General features: G+C 65.3%; 21 protein-coding genes. 8 read left to right on the forward strand and 13 right to left on the reverse strand.

The features are described 5' to 3' along the window. Positions 1-3 precede the first annotated feature (3 nt). Both Q5701_RS05445 and Q5701_RS05450 read right to left on the reverse strand, forming a co-directional pair. Entirely contained in the window at positions 4-873 is an 870-nt protein-coding gene (locus tag Q5701_RS05445; protein ID WP_306754198.1) for a branched-chain amino acid ABC transporter permease, read from the reverse strand. Positions 874-932: 59 nt separating this feature from the next. Continuing rightward, entirely contained in the window at positions 933-2120 is a 1188-nt protein-coding gene (locus Q5701_RS05450; protein ID WP_306754200.1) for an ABC transporter substrate-binding protein, read from the reverse strand. On the opposite strand from Q5701_RS05450, the gene Q5701_RS05455 reads away from it, so the two are divergent. Continuing rightward, a complete protein-coding gene (locus Q5701_RS05455; RefSeq protein WP_306754202.1) occupies positions 2106-2273 on the forward strand; it encodes a hypothetical protein in 168 nt (55 codons plus the stop codon). The two genes, Q5701_RS05450 and Q5701_RS05455, sit on opposite strands and share 15 nt — an antisense overlap. A gap of 59 nt (positions 2274-2332) precedes the next feature. Then, complete coding sequence (locus tag Q5701_RS05460; protein WP_306754204.1) at positions 2333-3031, forward strand: GntR family transcriptional regulator; 699 nt, start codon at positions 2333-2335, stop codon at positions 3029-3031. A gap of 180 nt (positions 3032-3211) precedes the next feature. Here Q5701_RS05460 and Q5701_RS05465 read toward each other — a convergent pair whose 3' ends face one another. The 9 genes from Q5701_RS05465 to Q5701_RS05505 form a co-directional block, all read right to left on the reverse strand. Beyond that, positions 3212-3838 (reverse strand): hypothetical protein, encoded by a 627-nt coding sequence (locus Q5701_RS05465; RefSeq protein ID WP_306754205.1) that lies wholly within the window; start codon positions 3836-3838, stop codon positions 3212-3214. Between the two features lie 111 nt (positions 3839-3949). Further along, a complete protein-coding gene (locus Q5701_RS05470; RefSeq protein ID WP_306754207.1) occupies positions 3950-4756 on the reverse strand; it encodes a CatB-related O-acetyltransferase in 807 nt (268 codons plus the stop codon). Between the two features lie 51 nt (positions 4757-4807). Further along, the gene (locus tag Q5701_RS05475) at positions 4808-6097 is read right to left on the reverse strand and encodes an HlyD family type I secretion periplasmic adaptor subunit (RefSeq protein ID WP_306754209.1); all 1290 of its coding nucleotides are present in this window, start codon (positions 6095-6097) and stop codon (positions 4808-4810) included. After that, positions 6094-7812 carry a type I secretion system permease/ATPase gene (locus tag Q5701_RS05480; protein ID WP_306754211.1) on the reverse strand — a complete coding sequence of 573 codons (1719 nt, stop codon included), beginning with the start codon at positions 7810-7812 and terminating at the stop codon, positions 6094-6096. The genes Q5701_RS05475 and Q5701_RS05480 overlap by 4 nt, the downstream gene beginning before the upstream one ends. After that, positions 7805-9085, reverse strand: coding sequence for a glycosyltransferase family 4 protein (locus Q5701_RS05485; protein WP_306754213.1), 1281 nt, complete (start codon positions 9083-9085; stop codon positions 7805-7807). The genes Q5701_RS05480 and Q5701_RS05485 overlap by 8 nt, the downstream gene beginning before the upstream one ends. Next, entirely contained in the window at positions 9082-11217 is a 2136-nt protein-coding gene (locus Q5701_RS05490) for a hypothetical protein (RefSeq protein WP_306754215.1), read from the reverse strand. Before Q5701_RS05490 ends, Q5701_RS05485 begins: the two co-directional genes overlap by 4 nt. Further along, the gene (locus tag Q5701_RS05495) at positions 11214-12455 is read right to left on the reverse strand and encodes a glycosyltransferase (RefSeq protein ID WP_306754216.1); all 1242 of its coding nucleotides are present in this window, start codon (positions 12453-12455) and stop codon (positions 11214-11216) included. The genes Q5701_RS05490 and Q5701_RS05495 overlap by 4 nt, the downstream gene beginning before the upstream one ends. Continuing rightward, complete coding sequence (locus Q5701_RS05500) at positions 12452-14341, reverse strand: hypothetical protein (protein ID WP_306754217.1); 1890 nt, start codon at positions 14339-14341, stop codon at positions 12452-12454. Before Q5701_RS05500 ends, Q5701_RS05495 begins: the two co-directional genes overlap by 4 nt. A gap of 184 nt (positions 14342-14525) precedes the next feature. Next, a complete protein-coding gene (locus tag Q5701_RS05505) occupies positions 14526-15368 on the reverse strand; it encodes a calcium-binding protein (RefSeq protein WP_306754218.1) in 843 nt (280 codons plus the stop codon). A 200-nt stretch (positions 15369-15568) separates the two neighbouring features. On the opposite strand from Q5701_RS05505, the gene Q5701_RS05510 reads away from it, so the two are divergent. From Q5701_RS05510 to Q5701_RS05525, 4 genes are all read left to right on the forward strand, one after another. Continuing rightward, entirely contained in the window at positions 15569-16759 is a 1191-nt protein-coding gene (locus Q5701_RS05510) for a calcium-binding protein (RefSeq protein WP_306754220.1), read from the forward strand. Positions 16760-16901: 142 nt separating this feature from the next. Then, on the forward strand, positions 16902-17990 hold the full coding sequence (locus tag Q5701_RS05515; RefSeq protein ID WP_306754222.1) for an ABC transporter ATP-binding protein: 1089 nt from the start codon (positions 16902-16904) through the stop codon (positions 17988-17990). Positions 17991-18059: 69 nt separating this feature from the next. Then, on the forward strand, positions 18060-19067 hold the full coding sequence (locus tag Q5701_RS05520; protein WP_306754223.1) for a Fe(3+) ABC transporter substrate-binding protein: 1008 nt from the start codon (positions 18060-18062) through the stop codon (positions 19065-19067). Beyond that, positions 19051-20754, forward strand: a complete 1704-nt coding sequence (locus tag Q5701_RS05525; protein ID WP_306754224.1) for an ABC transporter permease — start codon at positions 19051-19053, stop codon at positions 20752-20754. The genes Q5701_RS05520 and Q5701_RS05525 overlap by 17 nt, the downstream gene beginning before the upstream one ends. Before the next feature lie 4 nt (positions 20755-20758). On the opposite strand, the gene Q5701_RS05530 is transcribed toward Q5701_RS05525, so the two are convergent. Next, positions 20759-21652 (reverse strand): LysR family transcriptional regulator, encoded by an 894-nt coding sequence (locus Q5701_RS05530; protein ID WP_306754226.1) that lies wholly within the window; start codon positions 21650-21652, stop codon positions 20759-20761. Between the two features lie 132 nt (positions 21653-21784). Here Q5701_RS05530 and Q5701_RS05535 point away from each other — a divergent pair, with 132 nt between their 5' ends. Together Q5701_RS05535 and Q5701_RS05540 are read left to right on the forward strand one after the other, a co-directional pair. Further along, complete coding sequence (locus tag Q5701_RS05535; RefSeq protein WP_306754228.1) at positions 21785-22192, forward strand: DoxX family protein; 408 nt, start codon at positions 21785-21787, stop codon at positions 22190-22192. Positions 22193-22251: 59 nt separating this feature from the next. Continuing rightward, positions 22252-23217: a glutathione S-transferase family protein gene (locus Q5701_RS05540; RefSeq protein WP_306754229.1), complete on the forward strand. Its 966-nt coding sequence runs from the start codon at positions 22252-22254 to the stop codon at positions 23215-23217. A 55-nt stretch (positions 23218-23272) separates the two neighbouring features. Here Q5701_RS05540 and Q5701_RS05545 read toward each other — a convergent pair whose 3' ends face one another. Further along, complete coding sequence (locus Q5701_RS05545; protein ID WP_306754230.1) at positions 23273-23638, reverse strand: response regulator; 366 nt, start codon at positions 23636-23638, stop codon at positions 23273-23275. Positions 23639-23647: the final 9 nt, after the last annotated feature.

Raw genomic sequence — 23647 nt, forward strand, 5'->3', positions numbered from 1 at the left:
CGCTCAGCCCCAGGGTTTGCCCATCAGGCCTTGCGGCCGGATGGCAAGAAAGACCATCAGCGTGGCGAAGATCACCAGATAGGTGACATCGCCATAGGACGACAGGACCGACAGCCCGACGCTTTCCATCATGCCCAGGATCAGGCCCCCGGCGATGGCGCCGGAAATGACGCCCGCGCCCCCGATCATGATCATCAGGAACGCCTTGATCGAGGTCGGCCCGCCCATCCCCAGGTTGACCCCGGTGATGGTGACCAGCAGCGCGCCCACCAGTCCCGCCAGCATCGCGCCCATGGCGAATCCGACCATGGAATAGCGGTCCACGTCGACGCCCATCAGCTGCGCCGCCGTCCGGTCTTGCGCAAGCGCCCGCATGGCCCGGCCCGCCTTGGAATATTGCATGAACAGGATGAAGCCTATGATCAGGCCGATGGCCAGCACCCCGATCAGGATGCGGTCATAGGGCATGATCAGCCGGAAATCCCAGTTGAAGACCCCGTTCACGATCTTGGGCACGCCACGCTGCTTTTCGCCGAACAGCAAAAGGATCACCGCATCCAGGAAGAACGCTATCCCCGCCGCCAGCAGCATCGTCGATTCGTCGCGCTTCGACCGTCGGATGACGGGGCGGAACAGGAACCGCTCGATCAGCGCGCCCATTACCCCCAGGACCAGGGCCGATGCGATCAGCCCCAGGATGAACGGCATTCCCAGTTGCGCCACGACCGTATAGCAGACGAACCCGCCAAAGACATACATCTGCCCATGGGCGAAGTTAAGCACGTTCATCAGCGAAAAGATAAGTGTCAGGCCCAGTGCGATCAGCGCGTATTGCGCGCCAAGATACAGGCCGTTTGCGATGATCTGTTCCATCCGCGCGCCCCTTGTCGTTGAAATGCGGGGTCCGCCCGGCGGACCCCGGCGATCCGTGGTCAGTCCACCTCGGCCACGAACAGGGTCTCGAACTGGCCGCCCCGGTATTCGTTCACGACCAGGGGCACCGCGATCTGGCGTTTCTGCCCGAACGAGCTTTCGCCGACATAGCGCAGCTTGGCATCGCCCACCATGAAGGGGTTGGGGGCCTCGAAGGTGTCGATGGTCGTCTTGAACGCCTCGACATCGTCAATGGCCGCCGGGTTCGCCTTCAGCGTTTCGATGATGTATTCCAGGGCATAAACCTTGGTGTTGGATTCATCGTTATATTCGCCGAACATCTTGGTATAGCGGTCCACGAATTCGCGCATGGCGTCCGATGCCAGTTCCTCGGTCGAGGCGCCCCCGACCGAGATGAATCCCTCAGCCAGATCGCCTGCGCCTTCCGCCAGCACGCTGGCATCCTGCGCCGTCTCGGTGGAAATCAGCCCGGTATAGCCCAGTTCGCGCGCGGACCGGATCAGTTGCGGCGCGTTGGCGGGCGACACGCCGGCCAGGACCAGCAGGTCGGGCTGGGCTTGCAGCACGGGCAGCAGCACCGGGGTGAAATCGGTCGTGTCCACCTGATAGGTCACGCGATCCGACACCACCTCCAGCCCCAGGGCCTTGGCGGCCTCGACCCCGGAATCGCGCTGGCTCAACGGGTCGGATTCGTTGGCGGCGACAAAGGCCACCTTCTTGATGCCCTTGTTTTCCATCAGGTATTTATAGATCGCCGGGCCGGATTGATAATTCGCCACCATGCCCAGGATCGCATTCGATGCGGGCGCGGTGTAAAGCTCTTTCGGGAAGGCATAGGGGAAATAGATGATGCCGTTCTGTTCCGCCACCGGGCGAACGGCGGCGGCGCCGTCATCGACATTCGGGCCGACGACGTAATGCACACCTTCCTGGGCCATGCGTTCCATCCCGGCAATGGCGCGCTTGGGATCCTTCTGGTCGTCAAAGGGAACGATCTGGATGTCATAGGTGGCATCGCCGATCTTGACGCCGCCCAGCTCGTTCAGCCAGGCCGCCCGCGCCTCCAGAGAACGTTGGTTCGAAATGCCCCAAGCGGCGGCAGGACCCGAGGTGACGCCCACAAAGCCGATCTTCAGCGTGGGGTTCTGGGCATAGGCGGCCGGGATCAAGGCCAGGCTGGCGGCGGCGGCCAAGGCGGTGGATTTCAGAAAATGACGGCGCAGCATGATGATGGCTCCCTGTTCCTGCGCCTTCCTGCGCGGTGGAGTGAAACCGGCGGCGGCGCTTTTTCGCAATATTCGCCCCTCCATGCTGAACCAGTTAACAACAATGTCAACTTTTTTGTTAACAATCTGGAAAGGGTGGCTGTCTTGCTGTAGCCTGCCTAGAACCCTATTTCCGGGGGGAACAACAGCATATTGCGGGGAAACGATTGCCGATGGACGCAGCGGACGCACAAGCAGATGCCGCCGAGATTGGCGAAGAAGACATCGTCGAGCATATTTTCGAGGCAATCATCGAACAGCGGCTGCCCCCCGGAACCAAGCTTTCCGAATCGGCCTTGTGCGATGCCTTCGGCGTTGGCCGGATGCGGATCCGCCGCGCCTTGCTGCTGCTGGCCAGCCGTCAGATCGTGGAGCTTCACGCCAATCGCGGCGCCTTTGTCGCCAGCCCCACAAGCGAGCAGGCCCACGAGGTATTCGAAGCGCGGCTGATGCTGGAACCCCCGATCGTGCGCCTGGCCGTGGCGCGCGCCACCGACACCCAGGTCGCCATGCTGGCCGATCATATCGAACAGGAACACAAGGCCCATCACGCGGGCCGCCGCCGCGACGCGATCCGCCTGTCAGGACAGTTTCACGGCCTGCTGGCGCAGATCGCCGGCAATCCCACCATGATGCGGATCATGAAGGAGATGATCACCCGCACCTCGCTGATCATCGGCATCTTCGGCGCCCATGACATGACCGACTGCCGCGACCACGACCATTCCAGCATCGTGGACCGGATCCGCAACCGCGACGCCGACGGCGCAGCACGGCTGATGCAGGATCATCTCCAGCAGATCAAGAACGACCTCGACCTCAGCAGTCGGGTGACAACGGGGCTGGATCTGGTGTCGATCCTGAAACGGTAAGCGGACCTGTGACCTGACCGCGCATGGCCGCCAAGGCGGGTCTGGTCTAGCAGCGCGTTGGGATTTCAAAAGCCGGGATCGGGACAGGAACGTTTTTCCGCCATGGCTCATCAAGGTAGGGCTGCGGACCGACAGACTTCTTTGAAATCTCGGAAAGCACCAATATGGTTCATGTCCGCCTTACCCACTCCATAATGAGAAAAGCGCGAGGGCCAGCGATCCTATAGCAAGAAGCGCACCCACCACTGCCACCCCGGCCAGCCATCCGGGCTCGCTGCGGGGCGGTTCTGCCGCCGAAATCCCGCCTTCAAGCCGCAACTGGACAAATTCCAGCCGTTCCTGGAACCGCGCGCGGTTTTCCTCGGCCGATGCTGCATCCTGACGCAGGGTGCCGACATCCGCCCGCAGATCAGCCAGTTCGGCAAGGATGCGGCCAAGCGCCTTCTTCTCGGCCGAGATCGGCTTGGCTGCTGCGCCGACCGGTTGCAGGAGCAGCGCAACCCCGTCATGCGACACCGCCGTGACTGCGACCGTGAACTCCATCCCTTCCTCAAGCGGCGGATCAAAGGTGAAGGCGAAACCATAGGATCCGGTGCCCACGGCCTGGCGTTCCAGATCCTTGCGCGGCCGGTTGGCGGTCATGGTTGCGATCAACCGCCCCTCGCGGCGCAGTTCGACCGTTGCGCATCGGGCCGCGTCCGTGCGGTCGATGACCCAGCCCGCCACACGATCCGCGCGCAGCACGTCAACCACGCCGTAAAGCCGCGGCTCCTTTGCAATCTGGGGAAAAGGCGTCTGGTCTGTCATGGGAAAGCCTTCCAATGCGGTCTGACAGTCTGATGGGATCAGATCGTCAGGTTCATGGTTTCATGAAAATCCGGTGCCCTGCCTGGCACTGCGATCCTGTCGGAAACCCGATCAACTGGCCTGCGCCACCGGCGGAACAAAGCGGGTCGCAAGATCGGCGGCAAGGCCCTGCGGGTCACGCAGGTTGCCTGCGGCCACAACGGGGCCCTCATAGGGCGCAAGCTGCCCCGACCGCACCATGTCCTCGATCCGATCCAGGGCGGCGTCGATATCATCCAGCGGTGCCGAGAACAGGTCAAAGATCGAGTACTGCCACCATTGCAGGGAAAGCAGGCGCGCCACCGTCGCCTCGGGGAAACGCGGCCGCACCACCCGTCCCGGGCTTCCCACCACGATGGAATAGGGCGGCACGTCGCGCAGCACGATGGCCCTTGCGCCGATGATCGACCCGGTGCCGACCGTCACCCCCGACTTGATGAACGCGCCCTGCCCGATCCAGACATCGTCGCCGATTTGGGTGATCGGACAACTGTCCTTGAAGGGGCGCAGGCCGCGCCTGATTTCGTCGCGGCGGTCCGGTGCGACAAGGTCGCGCCAGCCATTCACCTGCGGAAAGTATGCGGTCCGAGAGGTCGTCAACCAATCGGTCGGGTGTTCGTGCATCCCGATGACCACGCCCGATGCGATCGAACAATAGCGACCGAAGCGCACATTGTTGATCGTCCCCCCGCTGAGATTGCAGAATGCGCCGATGTCGATAAACGCCCCCGGCGTCACTGTCGCAATGACCGAGGTCGGCCCTTCGATCCGCGACCCGGCGGCAAGCCGGCCAGTCTGAAGAAGGCCCGGAAGGCGCAAGCCAACCCGGTCAAGCGCCGGAAGATCGGCGTGCTTCAGCGTGAAGTCACTTTCGCTCATCTTGTCCACCCTGTTTCCCTTGGCGACTGTCGCGCGGAAAGGTTAAGATTTTTACTCATCCCGCATCGCCTTGCGCAGATGCCGCAGGATGGGTTCCAGCAGATAATCGCCCGCGCGCCGTTCGCCGGTCTGGATCGCCACCTCGACCGGCATGCCCGCCGTCAACGCGATGTCCGGCTGCTGTTCCAGGGCCGCCGGGTCCAGCCTGACGCGCGCCTCGAAATAGCGGCTGCCATCGCGAGGTTCTTCCAGAAGATCGGCGGACACATAGGTCACTTCGCCGTCGATCATGGGGGCCGTGGCGCGTCGATAAGCCGTCAGCCTGACCCGTGCCTTGCGGCCGACATGGACCGTGTCGATGGATTCGGGCGGAAGCCGCACCTGGACGACCAAGGCATCCGCATCGGGCAAAATCTCCATCACCACGGCGCCGGAACCGATCACCGCGCCCGGCGTCACGACCGGAATATCGACCACCAACCCGTCCTGCGGCGCGCGAAGGGTGCGGCGGTGCAGGATATCCTCGCTTGCGCGAATCTGGGCTTGAAGCGAAGGAAGGGCGCGGCGGAATTGGGCCAGCAACTCGGCCGCCTCTGCCACGCGCTGCTGCCGCAAGGTCGAGATATCGGCGGCGACACGCGCCCCCTCCCGTTCGTTCGCCTGCGCCAAGGCAGCATATTCGTCACGCTCCCCTTCCAGAACGGAAAGGTTGCGGTCGATCTCTCGCAGTTTCTGCCGGGTTGCCGCGCCGCGTTCGACCAGGGCTGTGGTATTGGCGTGTTCCTGCGTCCAGCTGTCGATCTGACGCTGGGAGGCGCGGGCCTGGGCGCGGTTGGCGTCGGCCTGGGCCGAAAGGTGGTCTGCCTGGCGCATCATCGAGGCGATCTGACCCTGATGAAGGGCAAGACGCGCGTCGTATAACGCAATCTGTGCGGCGATCCTGGCCGGATCGGCCCGAGGGGCCTGTGCCGGGTCAAGCGAAAGCCCCCCTGCCTCGGCCTCGACCCGCCAGATGTCCAGGGTCAGCGCAAGATGTTCGGATTCCATTTGCGCCAAACGCTCTCGGTCCTGGGTGGTGTCAAGCTGGGCGACCGGCTGGCCCGCGCGGACCCGGTCCCCCGGAGCCACCAGCAATTCGGACAAAATGCCGCCTTCCAGATTTTCGACCGTCTTGCGCCTGCTTTCCGCAAGGACGACGCCCTGCGTCACCACGGCACCGTCCAGTCGCGCATAGATCCCCCATCCCCCAAGGGTGCAGACCAGGAAAAGGATCATCGCAAGCGCGGTCAGAAAGACGGGCCGATAAGCTGTCAGGGCTTCGTCGTCGGACATCACGCTCATGACAGGCGCGCCTTTCCTGCTGCAACGAATTCGCGCCGCCTGGGACCGAATGCCGCCAGCACCTCGGCCTTGTCGCCATATTGCGCCACGGCGCCTTCGCGCAGCAGAAGCAGGCGGTCAGCCTTGTTGAGGATCGACATCCGTTGTGCGACGATCAGCACCGCAGCACCCAAGGCGCGGGCGCGTTCCACGGCCTCGATCAGCGCGGCCTCACCATCGGCGTCCAACGAGGAATTGGGTTCGTCCAAAACCAGTAATTTCGGAGTCCCGAACACTGCGCGCGCCAGGGCGATCCGTTGCCGCTGCCCGCCCGAAAGGCGCGAACCGCCATCGACCAGGGGCGTTTCATAGCCTTTCGGCAGACGGCCGATCATGTCGTGGACACCCGCCTGGCGCGCGGCGGCCACGACATCCTCGACAGGAACATCGCGGAACCGGGCGATGTTTTCCCGCACGGTTCCATCCAGAAGCAACGGCTCCTGGGGAAGATAGCCGACCGCTTGGCCGAAACTGGCCCTTTCGTGAAGAAAGGTGGACTGCCCGTCCAAAAAGATCCCTCCCGTTGTCGGCGGCCACAGCCCGACAACCAGTCGGGCCAAGGTTGATTTCCCTGCGCCCGACGGGCCGATCACGCCCACCATTTCCCCCGGAGAGATCGAAAAGCTGATATTGCGCAACAAGGGCGTGTCCTGCCCGGTCGGCACATAGCCGAGGCGATCCACCACAAGTTCGGCGCGTCCGACCGGCACCTTGACGGTTGATCGGGTGCGCGCCCCATCGCGCAGAAGGTCGCGCAGCCGCTGGGCAATGGCAAAGGCGTTGACCCATTGCCGCCACCCATCGATCAAATGTTCAAACGGGGACAGCATCCGCGACGTGATCACCGCTGCGGCCAATATGGTCCCCGGACTTGCTTCCTGGCGGATAACCAGGGCGGCCCCGGTGCAGATCACCGCGATCTGAAGGCCGACCCGCGATCCGCGCGCAAGGGCGGCCAGGAATTTGGCCGTGTTTCCCCCCGCCTCGATGCTGTCCAGCGAGATGGCCTGTCCGCGCCGCCACCGCCGCGCCAGATCGGGCAACATCCCCATGGCCGCGATCACTTCTGAATTGCGGATGGCATTGGCGGTATTGGATTGCAGCAAGACGTTTTTCTGGAGTGCGTTCGCGGCCGGACGCCGGGCCAACATTTCGGTCGCCAACGCGATCAGCGTCAGAAGACCCGCGCCGCACAGCCCAACCAGGCCATAAAGCGGATGCAGCAACGACAGCACCACCAGCAGGATCGGCGTGAAAGCCATGTCCATCGGCAGGGTGATCGCCCCCCCGGCGACAAAGCCGCGCAACCCGTTCAGGTCGCGCATTGCTGTGGCAGCCGAGGCGGTGCCGGATTTCAGCGCGTTTTCGACCGCGGCCTGGAAGACAGGGCGGCCAAGTGTGGTGGAAAGCCGGGCCGCGGTGACCAGAAGCAGGCGGGACCGCAGGAAATCCAGCATGGCCTGGAAGATGAACATGAAGGCCACGATCATCGTCAGGGCCGCCAGGGTGTCGAAATTCGCGGACGAGATCACCCTGTCGAAGATCTGCGCCTGGTACAACGGCAGCGACAGGTAAAGAAGGTTGACGAAAAACCCTATGAAGCCTGCGGCCGCCACGCCCTTGGCCAGATCGACCAGGGCCGCACGCCAGGGGGTTGCGCCGGCACGGTCAGACATGGTTGGCCGCCAGGGCAGGTTCGGACTTGCGGGCCATGACCTTTTCGAACAAGGCGGCGTGCAGGCGGGCCGATTCAAACGCCGTGGTGGGGGGCTGGATGCCTTCATGCAGGCGATTCCAAAGCGTCGGATCCATCGCGCGCGTCATGGCCTCGGCCAGGCTTTCGGGGTTGGACACGCGGAAATGCAGCCCGTCGATCCCGTCGCGGACCTTTTCCGACATCCCGCCGATGTCCGACGCGATGATCGGGCGGCGGTGGTGAAATGCCTCTTGGATGACGACGGGGGCGTTTTCCCACCAGGTCGAGGGCACGATGGCCCAGTCCACCTCGCGCATCAGATGCGGCAGGTCGGCACTTTTATAGGATCCCATGAAGCGCAGGCGGCGGCCGGACAGGCGAAACAGCTCCTTGACCTGGGCCTGGAAGTCATCGGGCTGATGCTCCAGGTTGCCGCCGAAAACATACAGGATGCCATCGCCCCAGATCTTTTCAGGGATGCGGGTCACGGCCTCGACCAAAACCTTGATGCCCTTGAAGGGATTCAATTGCCCGAAATAGGCGAACCGGTTGCGGCGTCCGCCCGCAGGCAAGGTGCGGGTTGGGGCAACAGGACCGCCGTCCAGGCCGTTTTCGATCATCACCAGTTTTTCACGCGGCAGGCCCCAGTCCCCGAACCGTTTCAACAGGAACCGCGACGGAGAAACGAAGGCGTCCACTTGGTTGAAAAAGGATTTGATGAACAGTTCGCGCCGCAGCATGTTCGGTGCGCCGATGTCCGGGAAGCACATGCCGCAATCGGACGCCGAGGCCTTCATGCAAAGCGCCCCCGACCTTGCCTTGATCATCTGTCCATGATGGGCACAGATCGGAAGGTATTCATGCAGGGTATAGACGATGGGCACATCGCCCAGGGCGCGGCGCGCGGCGCGGATCGCCTGAATGCCGAAGCCCATGACATGATGGAAATTCACGACATCGGGCCGCAGGTCGGACAGAAAGCGTTCGAAATGCGTCATCAGGGCATCGGTGTCGTTCAGGCCCAGGTGGAACCAGTCATAGTCGTTGGTCCAGAACAGCGTTTCGTCCGGCGCCTGTCCCAGCGACATCAAGGGCGTCGCGCCGTGCCGAGCGACCGGGGGGCCGACGCCTGCCATGTAATGCGCGTTCCATCCCGGCTGCTGCCTCATGCCCTGGAACAGGTTATAGGATGCGACCTGCGCCCCGCCGATCGAAAAGGCGGGATGGGCGTGGCTGAGAACAAGGGCTTTCATCCGAATCGGGCTCCGCTGGCGGTTGGCCCAGTGTTACCCAGCAATGCTGAATCAACCGTTTCCAGAAGACGCGTCAGTCCATCCGGGGCTGCGGGCAGGTCGTCCAGCATCCAGAAATCAACGCTGCGCGAGGCCCAGGTTCCGAAACCCCCTTCGTGCAGGCGGCGGGCAAGGTCGCGGTGAAGCATCGCGTCGGAGTAAAGATGCCCCCGGAGACCGCCGGCCTTTGCCATCGCCTCGCGGTCGATCAGTGCCAGTTGCGCCGCGCCTGCCGGCATGGGCCGCGGGGTGCCCCGGGCCAACCATCCCCGGGGATAGCCCAGCATCAGGGCGCCATCGGCACCCCCGTCGCCGCCATGGAAGATCGACCCATCCTCGTAAACCAGGGTGGGCGAAATGAGGCCAGGCGTGCCAAGCCCCGCCAGTTCGGCCTCCAACAGGGCAAGCCAGCCCGGAGCCGCCGGAAGCACCGAGGGCTGCCAGATCAGAACGCGCGGACCCTTGGCCAGGGCAAGCCCCGCCTCGATCCGGGTGCAAAGAGAAGTTTGATCTGCGACCAGCAGCAGCCGCCCGCGCAGACGGTAGAAGGCGAACAGATCCTTCAGCCGCGCAGCCATGCCCCCCGCCTCGGCCCGGGTCATGACAACCGCCAGATCCAGCCGGCCGGCCTCGGGCGTGCCGGACAACAGGGCCATCATCGGCTGAAGATGGTTCAGGCGGGACAGCGGGATCACCGCGGTAATCTCTCCTTCCTGCGAAGAAAGGGGGATGGGCCGCTGCGTGTTGCGGAATTTCACTGGATCGGCGGGCAGTTGCGCCAGAAACGGCGCCAGTGTGTTTTCGACGATCAGGTCGAGCGCCGGATCGTGCAGCGGCATGGCAGAGAGGATCTGCGGCAGAAGTTCGCGCCCGGCCAGGCGCGTGATCGTCAGCGGGCGGAACAGGCAGGTGCCGTCGTCCAGAACCAGTTCCAGAAAGAAATCTTCATCCCCTTGCGGGGGCCGGCCCGGGGCAAAGGCCACAAAGCCATGGGTGCTGTCGGCGGCATCCAGCAGCCGGGCAAAGCGCGGATCGCCGGCAAAGCCCGCGTTCAGATCGTCGCGCGGCAGCGGGTTCCAGCGGTCGTGAAGGGGTGCGTAAAGCCCGGCCGTGCTTTTGACGATGACCCGTTCGACGCGACGCAGCGGATCCAGCAGCCAGCCCATCGCCAGCAGGCCGCCTGAAGGGGCCTGGAACACCGCATCAAAGGCAGCCGCCAGGGGCAGCGGCGTCAAGGAAAGCGTGTCGACCCCTTGATAACGCGGGCGGCAGATGCGCCGGTGGATGCCCACGGCCTTGCCGTCGCCCGCCAACCGGGGCAGCATCTGGCGAACATGGTTGGCCGCCGCTTCCCCGTGCAGCATCACAACGGTTCCGCGCACGATTTCAAGCCGTTTCAGCACGCCGTCCTGTTCATAGAACAGGCAGTCCGTCCCCTCCAGATCGGTTCCGCGCCACTCCAGGCTGAACAGGCAGAACCCCATGCCGGGCGCCGGAATATCCTCGCGCGAAAACACCGCCACATCGGCGTCGCAGGCCTTCATCCTGCCGTCCAGGCGGGCCAGAGCGTGACGCCCGGCGGCAAGGGACATCGCCCAACCCTGAGCGAAAAGCCCCCCAGTGTCCGGGCAGGCAAGGATTTCGACAAAACCGTCTGCATCGGTTGCAAGCGACAGGAAGCGGGCCGCGAAATCGCTGTCGCCGGGGCGGGCTTCCTCGGCTGTCAGTTCGATCAGGAAATCGAACACCTCGCGGATGTTCAGCCCGTTGCGCCGGACGAAGTCGGCAAGCGGCGCAGGGGCCACATCCACGGCGCGGGATGGCGCGATCCGATGTTCCTGACCCGCCTGGTCGCGAAGCCAGCCGGTTCCGACAAGCGGCGCCCCGACAAGGGCAAGTCCGGCGCGCCCTTGCTGCGCGGGCCAGCAGATTGCCCGCCAGGGCGCATCGCTGCAAAAGCCAGTCCGGGGCAGCGCATCGCCCAGATTCGAAAGCGCCAGAAGCGTCTGCCCCCCTGGCAGGATGATCGCCAGATCCGGCACCAGGGCGGCATCTTCTGCAATGCCGAAAAAGGCTCCGTCAGCGGGACTCATGCGGGAACCCCTTTTGAAAGGCTGCGATAGATATCCAGATGGGCGTCGACAAAGCGGCGATAGGCACTGTCGTCTTGGCGCGCGCGCTGCGCCGCGGCCATGCGGGCATGGCCCTTGCGGTCGGTTGCGGCGGCGCGCATGGCATCGGCCAAGGCGCGGGGATCCCCGGGGGGAACGTGCAGGCCGGTCCTGCCGTGTTCCACCATCTCGGCCATGCCGCCGATCCCCGAGCAGATCACCGGCACACCTGCCGCCTGCGCCTCGAGCAGCACGAGCGGGGCGTTTTCCCACCAGATCGACGGCAGCACCACCCAGTCGACGCTGCCCATAAGCGCAGGCAGATCGTCGCGCGGATATGGGCCGCGATGGCTGACATTGGGGGCCGCCGCAAGGGCCTGGTCAAAGGCGCGGCGGAATTCATCATCTGCATGGCCAAGGCCGCCGTGCAGGTCCAGCGTCATCTGGTCCCCGGCAAGGCGTGCTGCGGCCAGAAGCGGCAAGATGCCCTTGTGCTGGGCGATGTTGCCGAAAAAGGCAAAGCGGTCGGGACGCGGGCGCGGGCTGCGTTGGGGATGCGCCATTCGCCGAACCTGGTTTGGCAGGATCGCGATCCGTCCCGCATCCAAGCCCCATTCGACAACGCGTTCAGCCAGAAAGCGCGATGGCGCGATGAACCGGTCGACCAGCGACAACAGCGCCGTCAAATGCGCCTTGCGCAGCAGATGCGACGCCGCTGGCATCGCAGGATAGCAGCCCCGGCACTGGTCCTGCCCGGCCTTTCGGCATCGCGTGCCATCGGGCACCGTCAGCATCAGCCCGTCATTGGGACACAGGATCTGGTAATCGTGCAGCGTCAGCACGATCCGGGCTTGCGGCACAAGGCGGCGAAGGACGGCCAGAACCTCGGCCCCGATGCGGTCAAGACCATGCAGATGCACCACATCCGGGCGAAAGCTGCCCAGCAGCCGATCCAGGGATGCTATCCAGTCGGTTCCGTCCTGCCGCAGCATCGAAAACCGGTCATAGCGGCCGGTCCGCAGCAGGTGGTCGGCCCCCTGCATCCCCAACGATCCCGGCGCGTCGTCGGGGCGTTGCAGAGAGGTGGTCGCGGCCAGGAACCTGACGCGGACCCCGCCCATGGCACCAAGAGCCGTTGTCAGGTCATGGGCCAGAAATTCCGTCCCGCCGCTGGTATAGGCAGGGTGATCATGGGCGATCTGCAAGACCTGAAGGGTCATTCGCGATCCTTTCCGATCAGGGTGAATTCGGTTTCGGCAAGGGCTGCGGCAAATGCGCCCGGCACCGTGGCGGGACCGAAGCGGTGAAAGGGAAAACGTGTTTCGGTCCGGGCCGTGCCCCCCACGGCCCCGGCAATCCAGACGGTCGGGTCGGGATGAGGCGCGGCGTCAAGAAGCCGGGCGATCCCCGCAGGCCCAAGCGCCAGGCAGCTGGCCAAGGGCCTGTCGGCCCTGCGCCCCGAGGCAGGCAGATGCGCTGTAGGCAAGCCCCGGACGGGATCCTGACCTTCGCGCGTGGCGGCGATGGAGCCGTCGCTTGCCAGCAGCGCGGGGGCAAGCACCGCCCGCCTGCGCAGGCGCTGCAGCCAGAAGGACAGCCAACCCGGCCCCTGGGGCAGGACATCGGCACCCAGCACAAGGGCGGGCCCATTCCCTGCATGGCTCAGGGCAGCGCAAAGACGTTCGCCCGCCGTCGCGAAATCAGGCAACAGCACCAGCCGATGCGGAATACCATAGATCGTAGCGGTTTGGGCAAGGGCGTGGCGCGCAGCCACCGCCAAATGGCCTTCGGTCATGGTGCAGACAACCTCGACCGGGATGACGGGGTTTTCGGCCAGAATCAGGGCGGCACGCGCCCGGATCACATCGGCCGAGGTGCCGATGGAGGTGACGATCCGCAGGCCGCATCTCTGCACCGGACCGAAGGACTGGCTTACGAAAGGCGGAGCTTTTCGGCGGAATGCGGCGCGAGCCTGCGCCAGCGGCCGCAGGGTATCGGCACCCTCCGTCCAGGCTTCCTCGAAACCAGGGGGGATGCTTCCGTCATAGGCCGCGACCCGTGCCTCGGCCAGCGTCCGCAGGCGGCCCGAATGATGCAGGACGCGGATCCGGCACGTGTCACTGCCGCCTGTCCTGCCCGCCAGGTTGGCAAAGCCAGCCAGCACGGCGGTTCCATCAGCCCCGTGCGAGGGTATCAGATCGATCTGCCCCCCCTGCCAATCCAGAAGCACCTTGCGAACCACGCGAGAGGGATCCTGCAAGACCAGCAGGTGCAGCAACCCCGCAGGAACCTGGGAAAGATGCCGGATTGCGATTGTCGGTTCGGTCAGGCCGCCCGCAAGCTCTTGTTCAAGCGCGGCGGCGGTGCCCCCCCCGATGCGCGCGAACAGCCAGTCACGGCACGGCTTGCCGCGCCCCCGAATCCAGGCCGGGGCCGGATGGCGGGGCGCGGCATCCGCCGGGGCCAATCGCAACGGGGCGTCAGTAAAGGCCACGACCTGACCCAAGGGAAGTCCAGGCGGAAGCAGCAGGTGCAGCAGGTCGTCTTCTGCAAAACAGTCAGCCTCGGACAGGCGGACCAGGCGTCCCTCTACAAGCGCAACGGCATCGGCCGGATGCGGCAGGCTGGAAAGGCCGGGAACCAAATAGCTGACAAGCGATCGCCCGGCGATGTCGGTCCGTGCGACCGGCGTGCAGGCCGGGATGTTGCAAATGTCCATCAGGCGCGGGATTGCCTCTGTCAGGCCAGCCTGTGCCTGTCCGGCGAAAAGAGACGCCCCGGTGGTCAGCATCACCCGCAGCAACCTGGATATCCCTTGCGCCGAAAGCTGCGCGGTCAGCGCCGGAAGATCGTCCTGCGGCAGTTGCAGCCAGTTCGGGTCGATCTCGGCCACGGGCCTGCCCCCCAAACGCAGCACCAGATGGCGCGACAGCAGGGTGCCGCGGCCCTGAGGGACGAACAGTACGTGCCGCACCCCCCCGGAGGAAAGGGCAAGTTCCACCGCAACGAACGGACGCTGGATGGGCAAGCCGTCCTGCTCCGCCCCCAATCTGTCGCGACGGCCTGCGGGACGGTCGAAGAACACCGCGCTTAGCGACGCGCCCATGGCGATGGCCGTCGCTTCCCCAATCTTTTCGGGAAATGAAGGCCGGTCCGATGGGCAAAGCTTTCTATCAACGGGGATGTTCATGCTTTTGACGCCTAGAACGAAAGGACGGAAATCGATCGGCATGGTCCGGGCACAAGAGGCGCCCGGACCGTCAGTATCAGGCCTCGGTTAAGAATCCGTTTCAGACCACCGTGAAGAAGCGCCCCGGATCCGAGGTCACGTCGTCATAGGCGATGCCATGCAGCAGGACGCTGTCGCCTTGGCCAAAGTCGATCAGCGTTCCCGCGTCTCCAAGATCAATGGCGAATTCTGCAACCTCATCGGCAGAACCAAGCGTGACCCCCTCGAGCCGCGAGGAAATCTGAAGGATGTCGCCGTCCGTGAAGTCCATCACGACATCCCCGCCGCCCGAAAAGACGAACAGGTCGTCGCCCGCGCCGCCATACAGGTTGTCGTCGCCCGCGCCGCCGTCCAGCGTGTCGCGTCCGGCGCCGCCCACCAGCAGATCGTCGCCGTCGTTGCCCAGCAGAAGATCGTCCCCGGCATCGCCGAAAAGCTGGTCGTCGCCTGCGCCGCCGTTCAGGTTGTCATCGCCTGCACCGCCGGTCAGGGTGTCGTCGCCCGAACCGCCCGACAACAGGTCGTTTCCGGCGTCCCCGGACAGCGCATCGTCGCCTGCGCCGCCATCAAGCCGGTCGTTTCCGGCACCGCCCGCAAGAAGGTCGTCGCCCGCGCCGCCTTCCATATAGTCGTCGCCCGCGCCGCCGGAGAGAGTGTCGTCGCCTGTGCCGCCGCCAAGCGAATCGTTGCCCGAGCCGCCAAGGAGCTGGTCGTTCCCTTCGTCACCCAGCAGCCGGTCCTCGCCCGAGCCGCCATTGAGAAGATCGTCGCCCGTCCCGCCGTAGACGATGTCGTCGCCCGAGCCGGACATGACCGTGTCATGCCCCGCCCCGGCAGAGATGAAGTCCGAAAGCGATGTCCCGAACAAGAAATCGCTGAAAGCGCCTCCTGGTATCGTGGCCATGGTGGCCCCTTCCTTGCTGTTGACCTAACGACGCTCAACCTAAGCGAGAGAGCCGGAACAGCCGATCTCTAATTAGTTAAAATTGCTTCTATTTCTTGGATCGCCGCGGGGCGGGGCGGCGATAACATCTGCACGGTGGCCTGGTTCAGGGCCGGCATCCGGGCAGAAGGCATCGGGCCATTTCAAACTGGAAAAACACCATGACGATATATTCGACCTCGACCCTCCTGTCCGACGGCCTTTCCCCCCTGCTGCCGGCCAACCCGGACCTTGCGGCGGCCCTGGCGGAACGGCAGGATCTTGCGAACACGGCCATTGCCGCCTTTCTGGACAGTCTGTCCACGGGCCTGCGGCTTGGGGGAAGCGGCGGCGACACGATATGGGGCGGCTTGGGCGACAATGTTCTGGTCGGCTATGCGGGCGGTGATTCCCTGCATGGCGGTGGGGGGTGGAACCTGCTGTTCGGGGGCGCGGGCGACGATGTTCTGGATGTGCGGTGGTTGACCGATCCCGCCCGCGGGGGGCTGTCCCATGACGACTGGTCCGCAGCCAAGCGCGTTTCGTCCGACTGGCTGTTCGGCGGCGCGGGCAATGACGGGCTGTTAGGATCCTTTGGTTCGGATCTGCTGCATGGCGGGACCGGGAACGACACGCTGGACGGGCAGGACGGCGACGACCTGCTGCTGGGGGGCGACGGCAACGACCTGCTGGACGGGGATGCGGGGCGCGACATCCTTTTGGGGGGCGCGGGGCGCGACACGCTGTCGGGCGGCTTGAACAACGACCTGCTGTTCGGCGGCGAAGGCAATGACCGGCTGGAGGGCGACAACGGCAACGACCGGCTGGATGGCGGCGCCGCAAACGACACGGTCCATGGCGGCTTCGGCGATGACAGCATCACGGGCGGCGCCGGCAATGACTGGGTGGATGCAGGCGGTGGCGACGACAACATCGACGGGGGCGAGGGCAACGATTTCGTCGCCGCGACCGAGGATCTGGGGCGCGGGGACGATTCGATCTTTGGCCGGGCGGGGAACGACACGCTGCATGGCGGGCGCGGAAACGACCTGATCGACGGCGGCGACGGGGATGACGCGCTGAACGGCGGCGCAGGGGACGATTTCCTGGTCGGCGGCGCGGGGGCGGACCAGTTCCAGTTCCGCAGCGCCCACGGGGTCGACATCATCGCCGACTTTTCGGCCGAGGATCGCCTGATCGTCACCCAGAACATCAACGGCCAACCCATCGACCCTGCATCCCTGGACGACAGGGTGCAGGATCTGGGTGACGCGGCCTTTCTTGATCTTGGGAACGGCTATGGGGTGATCTTCCTGGACCAGGACGCCGAATCGCTGACCGGGCTTTTGCAGACGCGGATGGATTTCTGGTGACCTGCCTGCCGGGCGCGGGGCGGTTTCACGGTTCCGGCGCGTCAGCGGCGGCTTGACGGGCTGGAGCCTGCGCGCATGACCGGATAAGCAAAGGCCCAGCCGTCCCTGCCTTTCGGGGCCGGGATCAGGAAAGGGCCAGGTCATGTCCGCAAACCCGGCATCATCGCTGGAACTGGAACAGGTGTCGCGCCATTTCGATGGCCGCTCGGTGCTGTCGGACATCTCTCTGGCTATTCCGCCGGGCAGGATCACTTGCCTTCTGGGACAGTCGGGATGCGGAAAATCGACCTTGCTGCGGATCATTTCCGGCGTGGACCGCCCGGACCCGGGCGGCCGCATCCGCATCGGCGGGGCCGAGGTGACAGGCCCCGATCGGTTCGTCGAACCCGAGAACCGCAAGATCGGCTTCATGTTCCAGGACTATGCCCTGTTTCCCCATCTGGACGTGGCGGATAACCTGGCCTTCGGGTTGCGCCACCTGCCCCGCCCCGCGCGGCGCGCCCGCGTGGTCCAGGTGGCCGAGCGTATCGGCATCGCGCATCTGCTGGACCGGTATCCCCATTCGCTGTCGGGCGGCGAACAGCAGCGCGTGGCCCTGGCACGCGCGCTTGCCCCCGAACCCGCGATCCTGCTGATGGACGAGCCGTTTTCGAACTTGGACCAGGGTCTTCGCGAAAAGGTTCGGCGCGAAACGGTCGAAACCCTGCGCCGCACCGGCACCACCGCCATCATCGTCACCCACGACCCGCAAGAGGCGCTTGCCCTGGGCGATCTGATCGTGCTGATGCGCGGGGGCCGGATCGAACAGGCGGGCACGCCGTTCGAGATTTATGACAGGCCCCGTTCGGCCTATGCCGCCGAATTCATGGGACCGTGCAACCGCCTGGCCGGCATCTGGACCAGGGGCCGGATCGAGACCCCCATCGGCACCTTTCCCGCCGACCTCGACCTGCCGGACGGCGCGCTTGCCCTGGCCTGCATCCGCCCCCAGGCCCTTTCCATCGGTCCCGACGGTCAGGGAATTTCCGCCCGCGTCGTGCAAAAGACCTTTACGGGGGAAAGCGAACAGATCGACATCATGGTCCATCCCCTGGCCCAGCCGCTGCGGATGCATTCCCATGTCCGCATCCCGATGGGGGTCGGCGAAAAGGTCAGCCTGCAACTGAACGGCGCTCAGATCCATGTATTTCCCGAGGATCCGGCCCGCGATGTGCTGAAACCGGAAACTTGACGAAAATACTAGACTACCTTTCCGCAACTGCGTATGACCCTTGCAACGGTTTTACCGGCTAAGAGGGACATGATGAAACTTGCACCGATCGCACTTCTTTCCGCCTTGGCGGCAGGCGCCGTCCAGGCCCAGGAAGTGAACCTTTACACATCCCGCGAACCCGGCCTTGTCGAGCCTTTGCTGACAGCCTTTACCGAATCCACCGGGATCAAGGTCAACACGGTGTTTCTCAAGGACGGCGTGGCCGAACGTGTCGCGTCCGAGGGCGAAAGCTCGCCCGCGGATCTGCTGATGGCGGTCGACGTGGGCAACTTGGCCGATCTGGTGGACAAGGGCCTGACCCAGCCGGTCGAATCCGAGGCGCTGACCACGGCCATTCCCGAAAACCTGCGCGATCCGGGCAACCAGTGGTTCGCCCTGTCGATGCGCGCGCGCGTGATCTATGCCGCCAGCGACCTGGACCTGGACGCCATCACCTATGAGGATCTGGCCGATCCCGAATGGAAAGGCCGCATCTGCATCCGGTCGGGCCAGCATCCCTATAACACCGCGCTGTTTTCCGCCTTCATGGCCCATCACGACGCGGCCCAGACCGAAGAATGGCTGACCGGCCTCAAGGCCAATCTGGCGCGGCAGGCGGGCGGCGGCGACCGTGACGGGGCCAAGGACATCCTGGGCGGCATCTGCGACATCGCGATCGCCAATTCCTATTACGTGGGCCTGATGCGGTCCGGCAAGGGCGGCGACGAACAGCGCGCCTGGGGCGATGCGATCAAGGTGATCCTGCCCACCTTCGAGGATGGCGGCACCCATGTGAACATCAGCGGGGCTGCGGTGGCGAAACACGCGCCCAACCGCGACCAGGCCGTGCAACTGCTGGAATTCCTGGCCTCCGACGAGGCGCAGAAAATCTATGCCGAGGCGAATTACGAATATCCCGTCAAGCCCGGTGCCGCCATCGACCCGATCATCGTATCCTTTGGCGACCTGAAGGTCGATCCGGTTCCCCTGACCGAGATCGTCAAGAACCGCCAGCAGGCGAGCGAACTGGTCGACCGCGTTGGCTTCGACAACTGACGACGGGGCCGCAAGGCGCCAACGGACGTTTTCCCTGACATCCCCGGCCCTCCGCCTTCGCGGGGGGTCTTGGGTCATTGCCAGCCTGCTGATCGCGGGGCTGGTGCTGGTGCCGGTGCTGGCGCTTGGCTGGCAGGCAGCCCAGGGATCAGAGGGGTTGTGGTCGCATCTGGGGCGCCACGTCCTGCCCCATGCGCTGATGCAGACGGCCATCCTGATGGCGGGCGTGGGCGTCCTGACAGCGGGGATCGGCACATTGGTCGCCTGGCTGGTGACGGCCTATGATTTCCCGGGGCGACGGATGCTGGAATGGGCGCTGCTGCTGCCCCTGGCGGTGCCGACCTATATCGTGGCCTATGCCTATCTGGACATGATGCATCCCTTGGGTCCGTTCCAGTCGGCGGTCCGGGCGGTCCTTGGCTTTGACAGCCCACGCGATTTCCGCCTGCCCGACATCCGGTCGATGACCGGGGCGATCGTTCTGCTGGGGCTCGTGCTGTATCCCTACGTTTACCTGCCGGTGCGGGCCATGTTCATGACCCAGGCCGCAAACCTGGTCGAGGTCGCCCAGACCCTTGGCACCACGCGGCGTGGGATCCTGTGGCGCGTGGCCCTGCCGCTGGCGCGACCTGCCATCGCGGTGGGCGTCAGCCTGGCGCTGATGGAAACGCTGAACGACATCGGCGCGTCCGAATTCCTGGGCGTCCGGTCGCTGACCATATCAGTCTATACGACCTGGGTCACGCGGTCGGATCTGGCGGGGGCTTCGCAGATCGCGCTTGCCATGCTGGTGCTTGTGATCGCGCTGATCTCGCTGGAACGATGGGCGCGGCGCAAGCAACGCTATTCCGTCAGCGCGCAACGCGCCCGCCCCATGGCACGCCAGCCCCTGACAGGAACCGCCCGCTGGGGGGCGCTGTGCGTCTGCCTGCTGCCCGTGGTGCTGGGCTTTGTCCTGCCTGCCGCCTATCTGGCCGCCGAGGCGTGGAAGCGGTTCCGGTTCGCGGGCCTGTCCGAGCGCCTGCTGGCCGAGGCCGCGAACACCTTTGTGCTGTCCGCCCTGGCAACCGTCGCCGTTCTGGTCTGCGGGCTGACCGTCGCCTATGCCGCGCGGCTGTTTCCGCAGCGCGGGATGGGGGTGATCCACCGGATGGCGTCCCTGGGCTATGCCATGCCGGGCACGATCCTGGCGCTTGGCATCCTGATCGCCGCCGGTGGGCTGGACCGCTGGATCGGCCGCACCGCCAAGGCGCTGTTCGACATCGACCCCGGCCTGGTGCTGATCGGGTCGGGGCTGGCCTTGGGCTATGCCTATCTGGCGCGGTTCCTGGCCATTTCCATCGGCGCGGTCGAGGCCGGGCTGACCCGCATCCCCCGCAGCTATGACCAGTCCGCCCGCACGTTGGGCCACGGCGTCTCGGCCACGCTGCGCCATGTCCATCTGCCGCTGTCGCGCGCAGCGCTGGCGGCGGCCGGTCTGCTGGTCTTTGTCGATTGCATGAAGGAACTGTCCGCGACCCTGCTGCTGCGCCCGCTGAATTTCGAAACCCTGGCGACCCACCTTTATGGCGAGGCCGCGCGCGGCACCTATGAGGAAGCGGCCCTTGCCGCCCTGGCCATTGTCCTGGTCGGCATCCTGCCTGTGATCCTGCTGGCGCGTGTGGGCGGGTCAGGCTCGCGTCCCTGACGGATCAGGGGCCGTCCCCGCCAAACGCCTCTACCAGGAAATCCAGAAGCGCCCGCGCGCGGCGGGTCAGGCGGCGTTGCGGCAGATAGACCGCATGGATGTCCAGCCGCGGGCCATGAAAATCCGGCAAGACGCGCACCAGCCGCCCCCGGTCCAGATCGTCGCGGACAATATAGTCCGGGCATATCGCGATCCCCTCGTCCCCCATGGCCAGATCGCAGGCCGCCCGCGCGCTGTTGACCAGGAAATGCCCCGTCACGGCAATGCGCCAGTCGCGCCCGCCATCGGTCAGGGGCCAGCTGCCGTCACCGCGCATATTGGTGTCACGGATGCAGGCATGGTCCGCCAGGTCATCGGGCGAGGCGGGGTGGCCATGCCGTTCCAGATAGGCGGGCGAGGCGACCAGGACCAGGCTCATGGTTCCCAGCTTGCGGGCCATCAGCGCGGAATCGTCAAGCTTGCCGATGCGCACGGCAAGGTCGATGCCCTGGGCCACCAGATCGACAAAGCGGTCCGACAAGCGCAAGTCGATCGTCAGGCCGGGATGGGACGCGCGGAACCGGCGCAGCATGGGCGCCAGCAGCACCTCTCCATGCGTCAGCGCCGCGGAAACGCGGATCGTGCCCGACAACCCGCGCTGCGCGTCGCGCATCTCGGCTGCCATTTCGTCCAGTTGGTCCAGCCATTCGGGGGCCTGGGCCATCAGCCGTTGCCCGGCGGCGGTCAGCCCAAGGCGGCGCGTGGTGCGATACAAAAGCTGCGTGCCCATCCGCGCCTCAAGTTCGGCCATGTATTTCGACGCCAGCTTGGGAGAGATGCCGACCCGGCCGGCTGCCCCCGCAAAGGATCCCGTCTCGACCGCTGCGACAAAGACCCGCATTCCATCGACAAGATCCATGCCCACCCCATTCGGAACGATATGGCGACAGTGATACCACAATGCCGCCATTTCCGCCAGCCTGCCCCAGCCGCATATTGAGGACATCACAACGCAAGGCCGCTTCCGCCGCCTTCCCATCGGAGAACCATCATGACCGACCTCAAGACCGCCCCCTTGGGCATCCTCGCGCTGCGCGTGACGACCGGCGCATTGTTCCTGTTCCACGGACTGGTGAAGCTGTTCGTCTTTACCCCCGCAGGCACCGCCGGATATTTCGAATCCCTGGGCCTGCCCGGCGCGCTTGGCTTGCTGACCATGCTGGCCGAGATCGGCGGCGGCCTTGCGCTGATCCTGGGGATCAAGGTGCGGCTGGTTTCGCTGGCCTTGGTGCCGGTCTTGCTGGGGGCCGCCATCTTTGGCCATGGCGGCTTTGGCTTCAACTGGTCGAACCCGAACGGCGGCTGGGAATATCCGGTGATGTGGGCCATCGTGCAGGCGTCGATCGCCGCCATGGGCGACGGACCCTATGCCCTGGTGCCGACGACCCGGCGCGCCTGACCCCCCCTCTCGTGCCGCCCCTCGTGCGGCACGACCCCCATCGTTGCAGGAGAATAATCATGCTGGTGAACGGCACATGGACAACCGACTGGCACCCGGTGCAGGCCAAGGACGACCAGGGGCGGTTTGTCCGGCAGGTGTCTTCCTTTCGCAACTGGATCACCGCCGACGGCCGCCCCGGCCCGACGGGGACCGGCGGCTTTCGGGCCGAAGCAGGGCGCTACCGCCTGTATGTGGCGCTGATCTGTCCCTGGGCGTCGCGCACGCTGATCGCGCGCAAGCTGAAGGGGCTTGAGGATCTGATCGCCGTCACGGTCGTCAACCCGGTGCTGACCGATCAGGGCTGGGGCTTCGGCGGCTATCCGGGCGCGGATACCGACCCGCTGCATGGCGCGGCCCATCTGCACGAACTCTATAGCCGCGCCGATGACCGCTATACGGGCCGGGCAACGGTGCCCCTGCTGTGGGATGAACAGACGGACACGGCGGTCAGCAACGAAAGCGCCGAGATCCTGCGGATGTTCGACACCGCCTTCGCCGACCTGGTTTCGGGCAGGCCCGTCCTTTATCCTGCCGACCTGGCCGCGGACATCGACGCCCTGAACGCCGAGGTTTACGACAGCCTCAACAACGGCGTCTACAAGGCCGGGTTCGCCTCCACCCAGGAAGCCTATGACGAGGCCGTGGCGGGCGTCTTCGCGATGCTGGACCGGCTGGAGGATCGGCTGACCGGAGATTTCCTGTTCGGCGACCGCTTGACGGAAGCCGACATCCGCCTGTTCGTGACGCTGATCCGGTTCGACGCGGCCTATCACGGGCTGTTCAAGACCAACATCCGCCGCATCGCGGATTACCCGCGCCTGTCGGCCTATCAGGAACGCATCCTGCGGCTGCCGGGCGTGGCGGAAACGGTGAACCTGGACCACATCAAGGCCGGGTATTATTCGATCAAGGCGCTGAACCCGACAGGGATCGTGCCCGCCGGTCCCGACCATGTGGCACGCCTGCTGGCAAGCGTCGCGTGAAAGGATAGGCCGGGGACTACCGTCCCCGCCGCGCACCGCCAACCGGGGGCCGTTGTTACGTCTGCGGCGCGTCCTGCAACCCCGAGGACGCCGCGATCATCTGGGCGATCTGACGGGAATCATAGGGCTTTTGCAGCACCGGGATGTCCGAATACCCTTCGCCCAGCCCCGCCCCGCCATAGCCGCTGGCGAAGATGAAGGGGATGCCCCGCCGCCGCAGGCAATCGGCCACCGGAAAGGATTGCTGGCCCGCCAGGTTGATGTCCAGAATCGCAAAGTCGAAATCCCCGGTCTCGGCTGCGGTCAGCGCGGGTTGCAGGCGCATCATCGGGCCGATCGGGTCATGGCCCAGGTCGGTGACGATATCCTCCAGCAGCATGGCGACCAGGACTTCGTCCTCGACAATCAGAATCCGCGCCATCGCTGCCTC

The sequence above is a fragment of the Paracoccus actinidiae genome (assembly GCF_030863885.1).
In the GTDB taxonomy this organism is placed as follows: domain Bacteria; phylum Pseudomonadota; class Alphaproteobacteria; order Rhodobacterales; family Rhodobacteraceae; genus Paracoccus; species Paracoccus everestensis.

Bases quoted from the DNA above. Each gene is read 5' to 3' on its own strand.
- Q5701_RS05445 (WP_306754198.1), bottom strand. From the start codon at position 873: ATGGAACAGATCATCGCAAACGGCCTGTATCTTGGCGCGCAATACGCG.
- Q5701_RS05455 (WP_306754202.1), top strand. From the start codon at position 2,106: ATGACGGCGCAGCATGATGATGGCTCCCTGTTCCTGCGCCTTCCTGCG.
- Q5701_RS05450 (WP_306754200.1), bottom strand. From the start codon at position 2,120: ATGCTGCGCCGTCATTTTCTGAAATCCACCGCCTTGGCCGCCGCCGCC.
- Q5701_RS05460 (WP_306754204.1), top strand. From the start codon at position 2,333: ATGGACGCAGCGGACGCACAAGCAGATGCCGCCGAGATTGGCGAAGAA.
- Q5701_RS05465 (WP_306754205.1), bottom strand. From the start codon at position 3,838: ATGACAGACCAGACGCCTTTTCCCCAGATTGCAAAGGAGCCGCGGCTT.
- Q5701_RS05470 (WP_306754207.1), bottom strand. From the start codon at position 4,756: ATGAGCGAAAGTGACTTCACGCTGAAGCACGCCGATCTTCCGGCGCTT.
- Q5701_RS05475 (WP_306754209.1), bottom strand. From the start codon at position 6,097: ATGAGCGTGATGTCCGACGACGAAGCCCTGACAGCTTATCGGCCCGTC.
- Q5701_RS05480 (WP_306754211.1), bottom strand. From the start codon at position 7,812: ATGTCTGACCGTGCCGGCGCAACCCCCTGGCGTGCGGCCCTGGTCGAT.
- Q5701_RS05485 (WP_306754213.1), bottom strand. From the start codon at position 9,085: ATGAAAGCCCTTGTTCTCAGCCACGCCCATCCCGCCTTTTCGATCGGC.
- Q5701_RS05490 (WP_306754215.1), bottom strand. From the start codon at position 11,217: ATGAGTCCCGCTGACGGAGCCTTTTTCGGCATTGCAGAAGATGCCGCC.
- Q5701_RS05495 (WP_306754216.1), bottom strand. From the start codon at position 12,455: ATGACCCTTCAGGTCTTGCAGATCGCCCATGATCACCCTGCCTATACC.
- Q5701_RS05500 (WP_306754217.1), bottom strand. From the start codon at position 14,341: ATGGGCGCGTCGCTAAGCGCGGTGTTCTTCGACCGTCCCGCAGGCCGT.
- Q5701_RS05505 (WP_306754218.1), bottom strand. From the start codon at position 15,368: ATGGCCACGATACCAGGAGGCGCTTTCAGCGATTTCTTGTTCGGGACA.
- Q5701_RS05510 (WP_306754220.1), top strand. From the start codon at position 15,569: ATGACGATATATTCGACCTCGACCCTCCTGTCCGACGGCCTTTCCCCC.
- Q5701_RS05515 (WP_306754222.1), top strand. From the start codon at position 16,902: ATGTCCGCAAACCCGGCATCATCGCTGGAACTGGAACAGGTGTCGCGC.
- Q5701_RS05520 (WP_306754223.1), top strand. From the start codon at position 18,060: ATGATGAAACTTGCACCGATCGCACTTCTTTCCGCCTTGGCGGCAGGC.
- Q5701_RS05530 (WP_306754226.1), bottom strand. From the start codon at position 21,652: ATGGATCTTGTCGATGGAATGCGGGTCTTTGTCGCAGCGGTCGAGACG.
- Q5701_RS05535 (WP_306754228.1), top strand. From the start codon at position 21,785: ATGACCGACCTCAAGACCGCCCCCTTGGGCATCCTCGCGCTGCGCGTG.
- Q5701_RS05540 (WP_306754229.1), top strand. From the start codon at position 22,252: ATGCTGGTGAACGGCACATGGACAACCGACTGGCACCCGGTGCAGGCC.
- Q5701_RS05545 (WP_306754230.1), bottom strand. From the start codon at position 23,638: ATGGCGCGGATTCTGATTGTCGAGGACGAAGTCCTGGTCGCCATGCTG.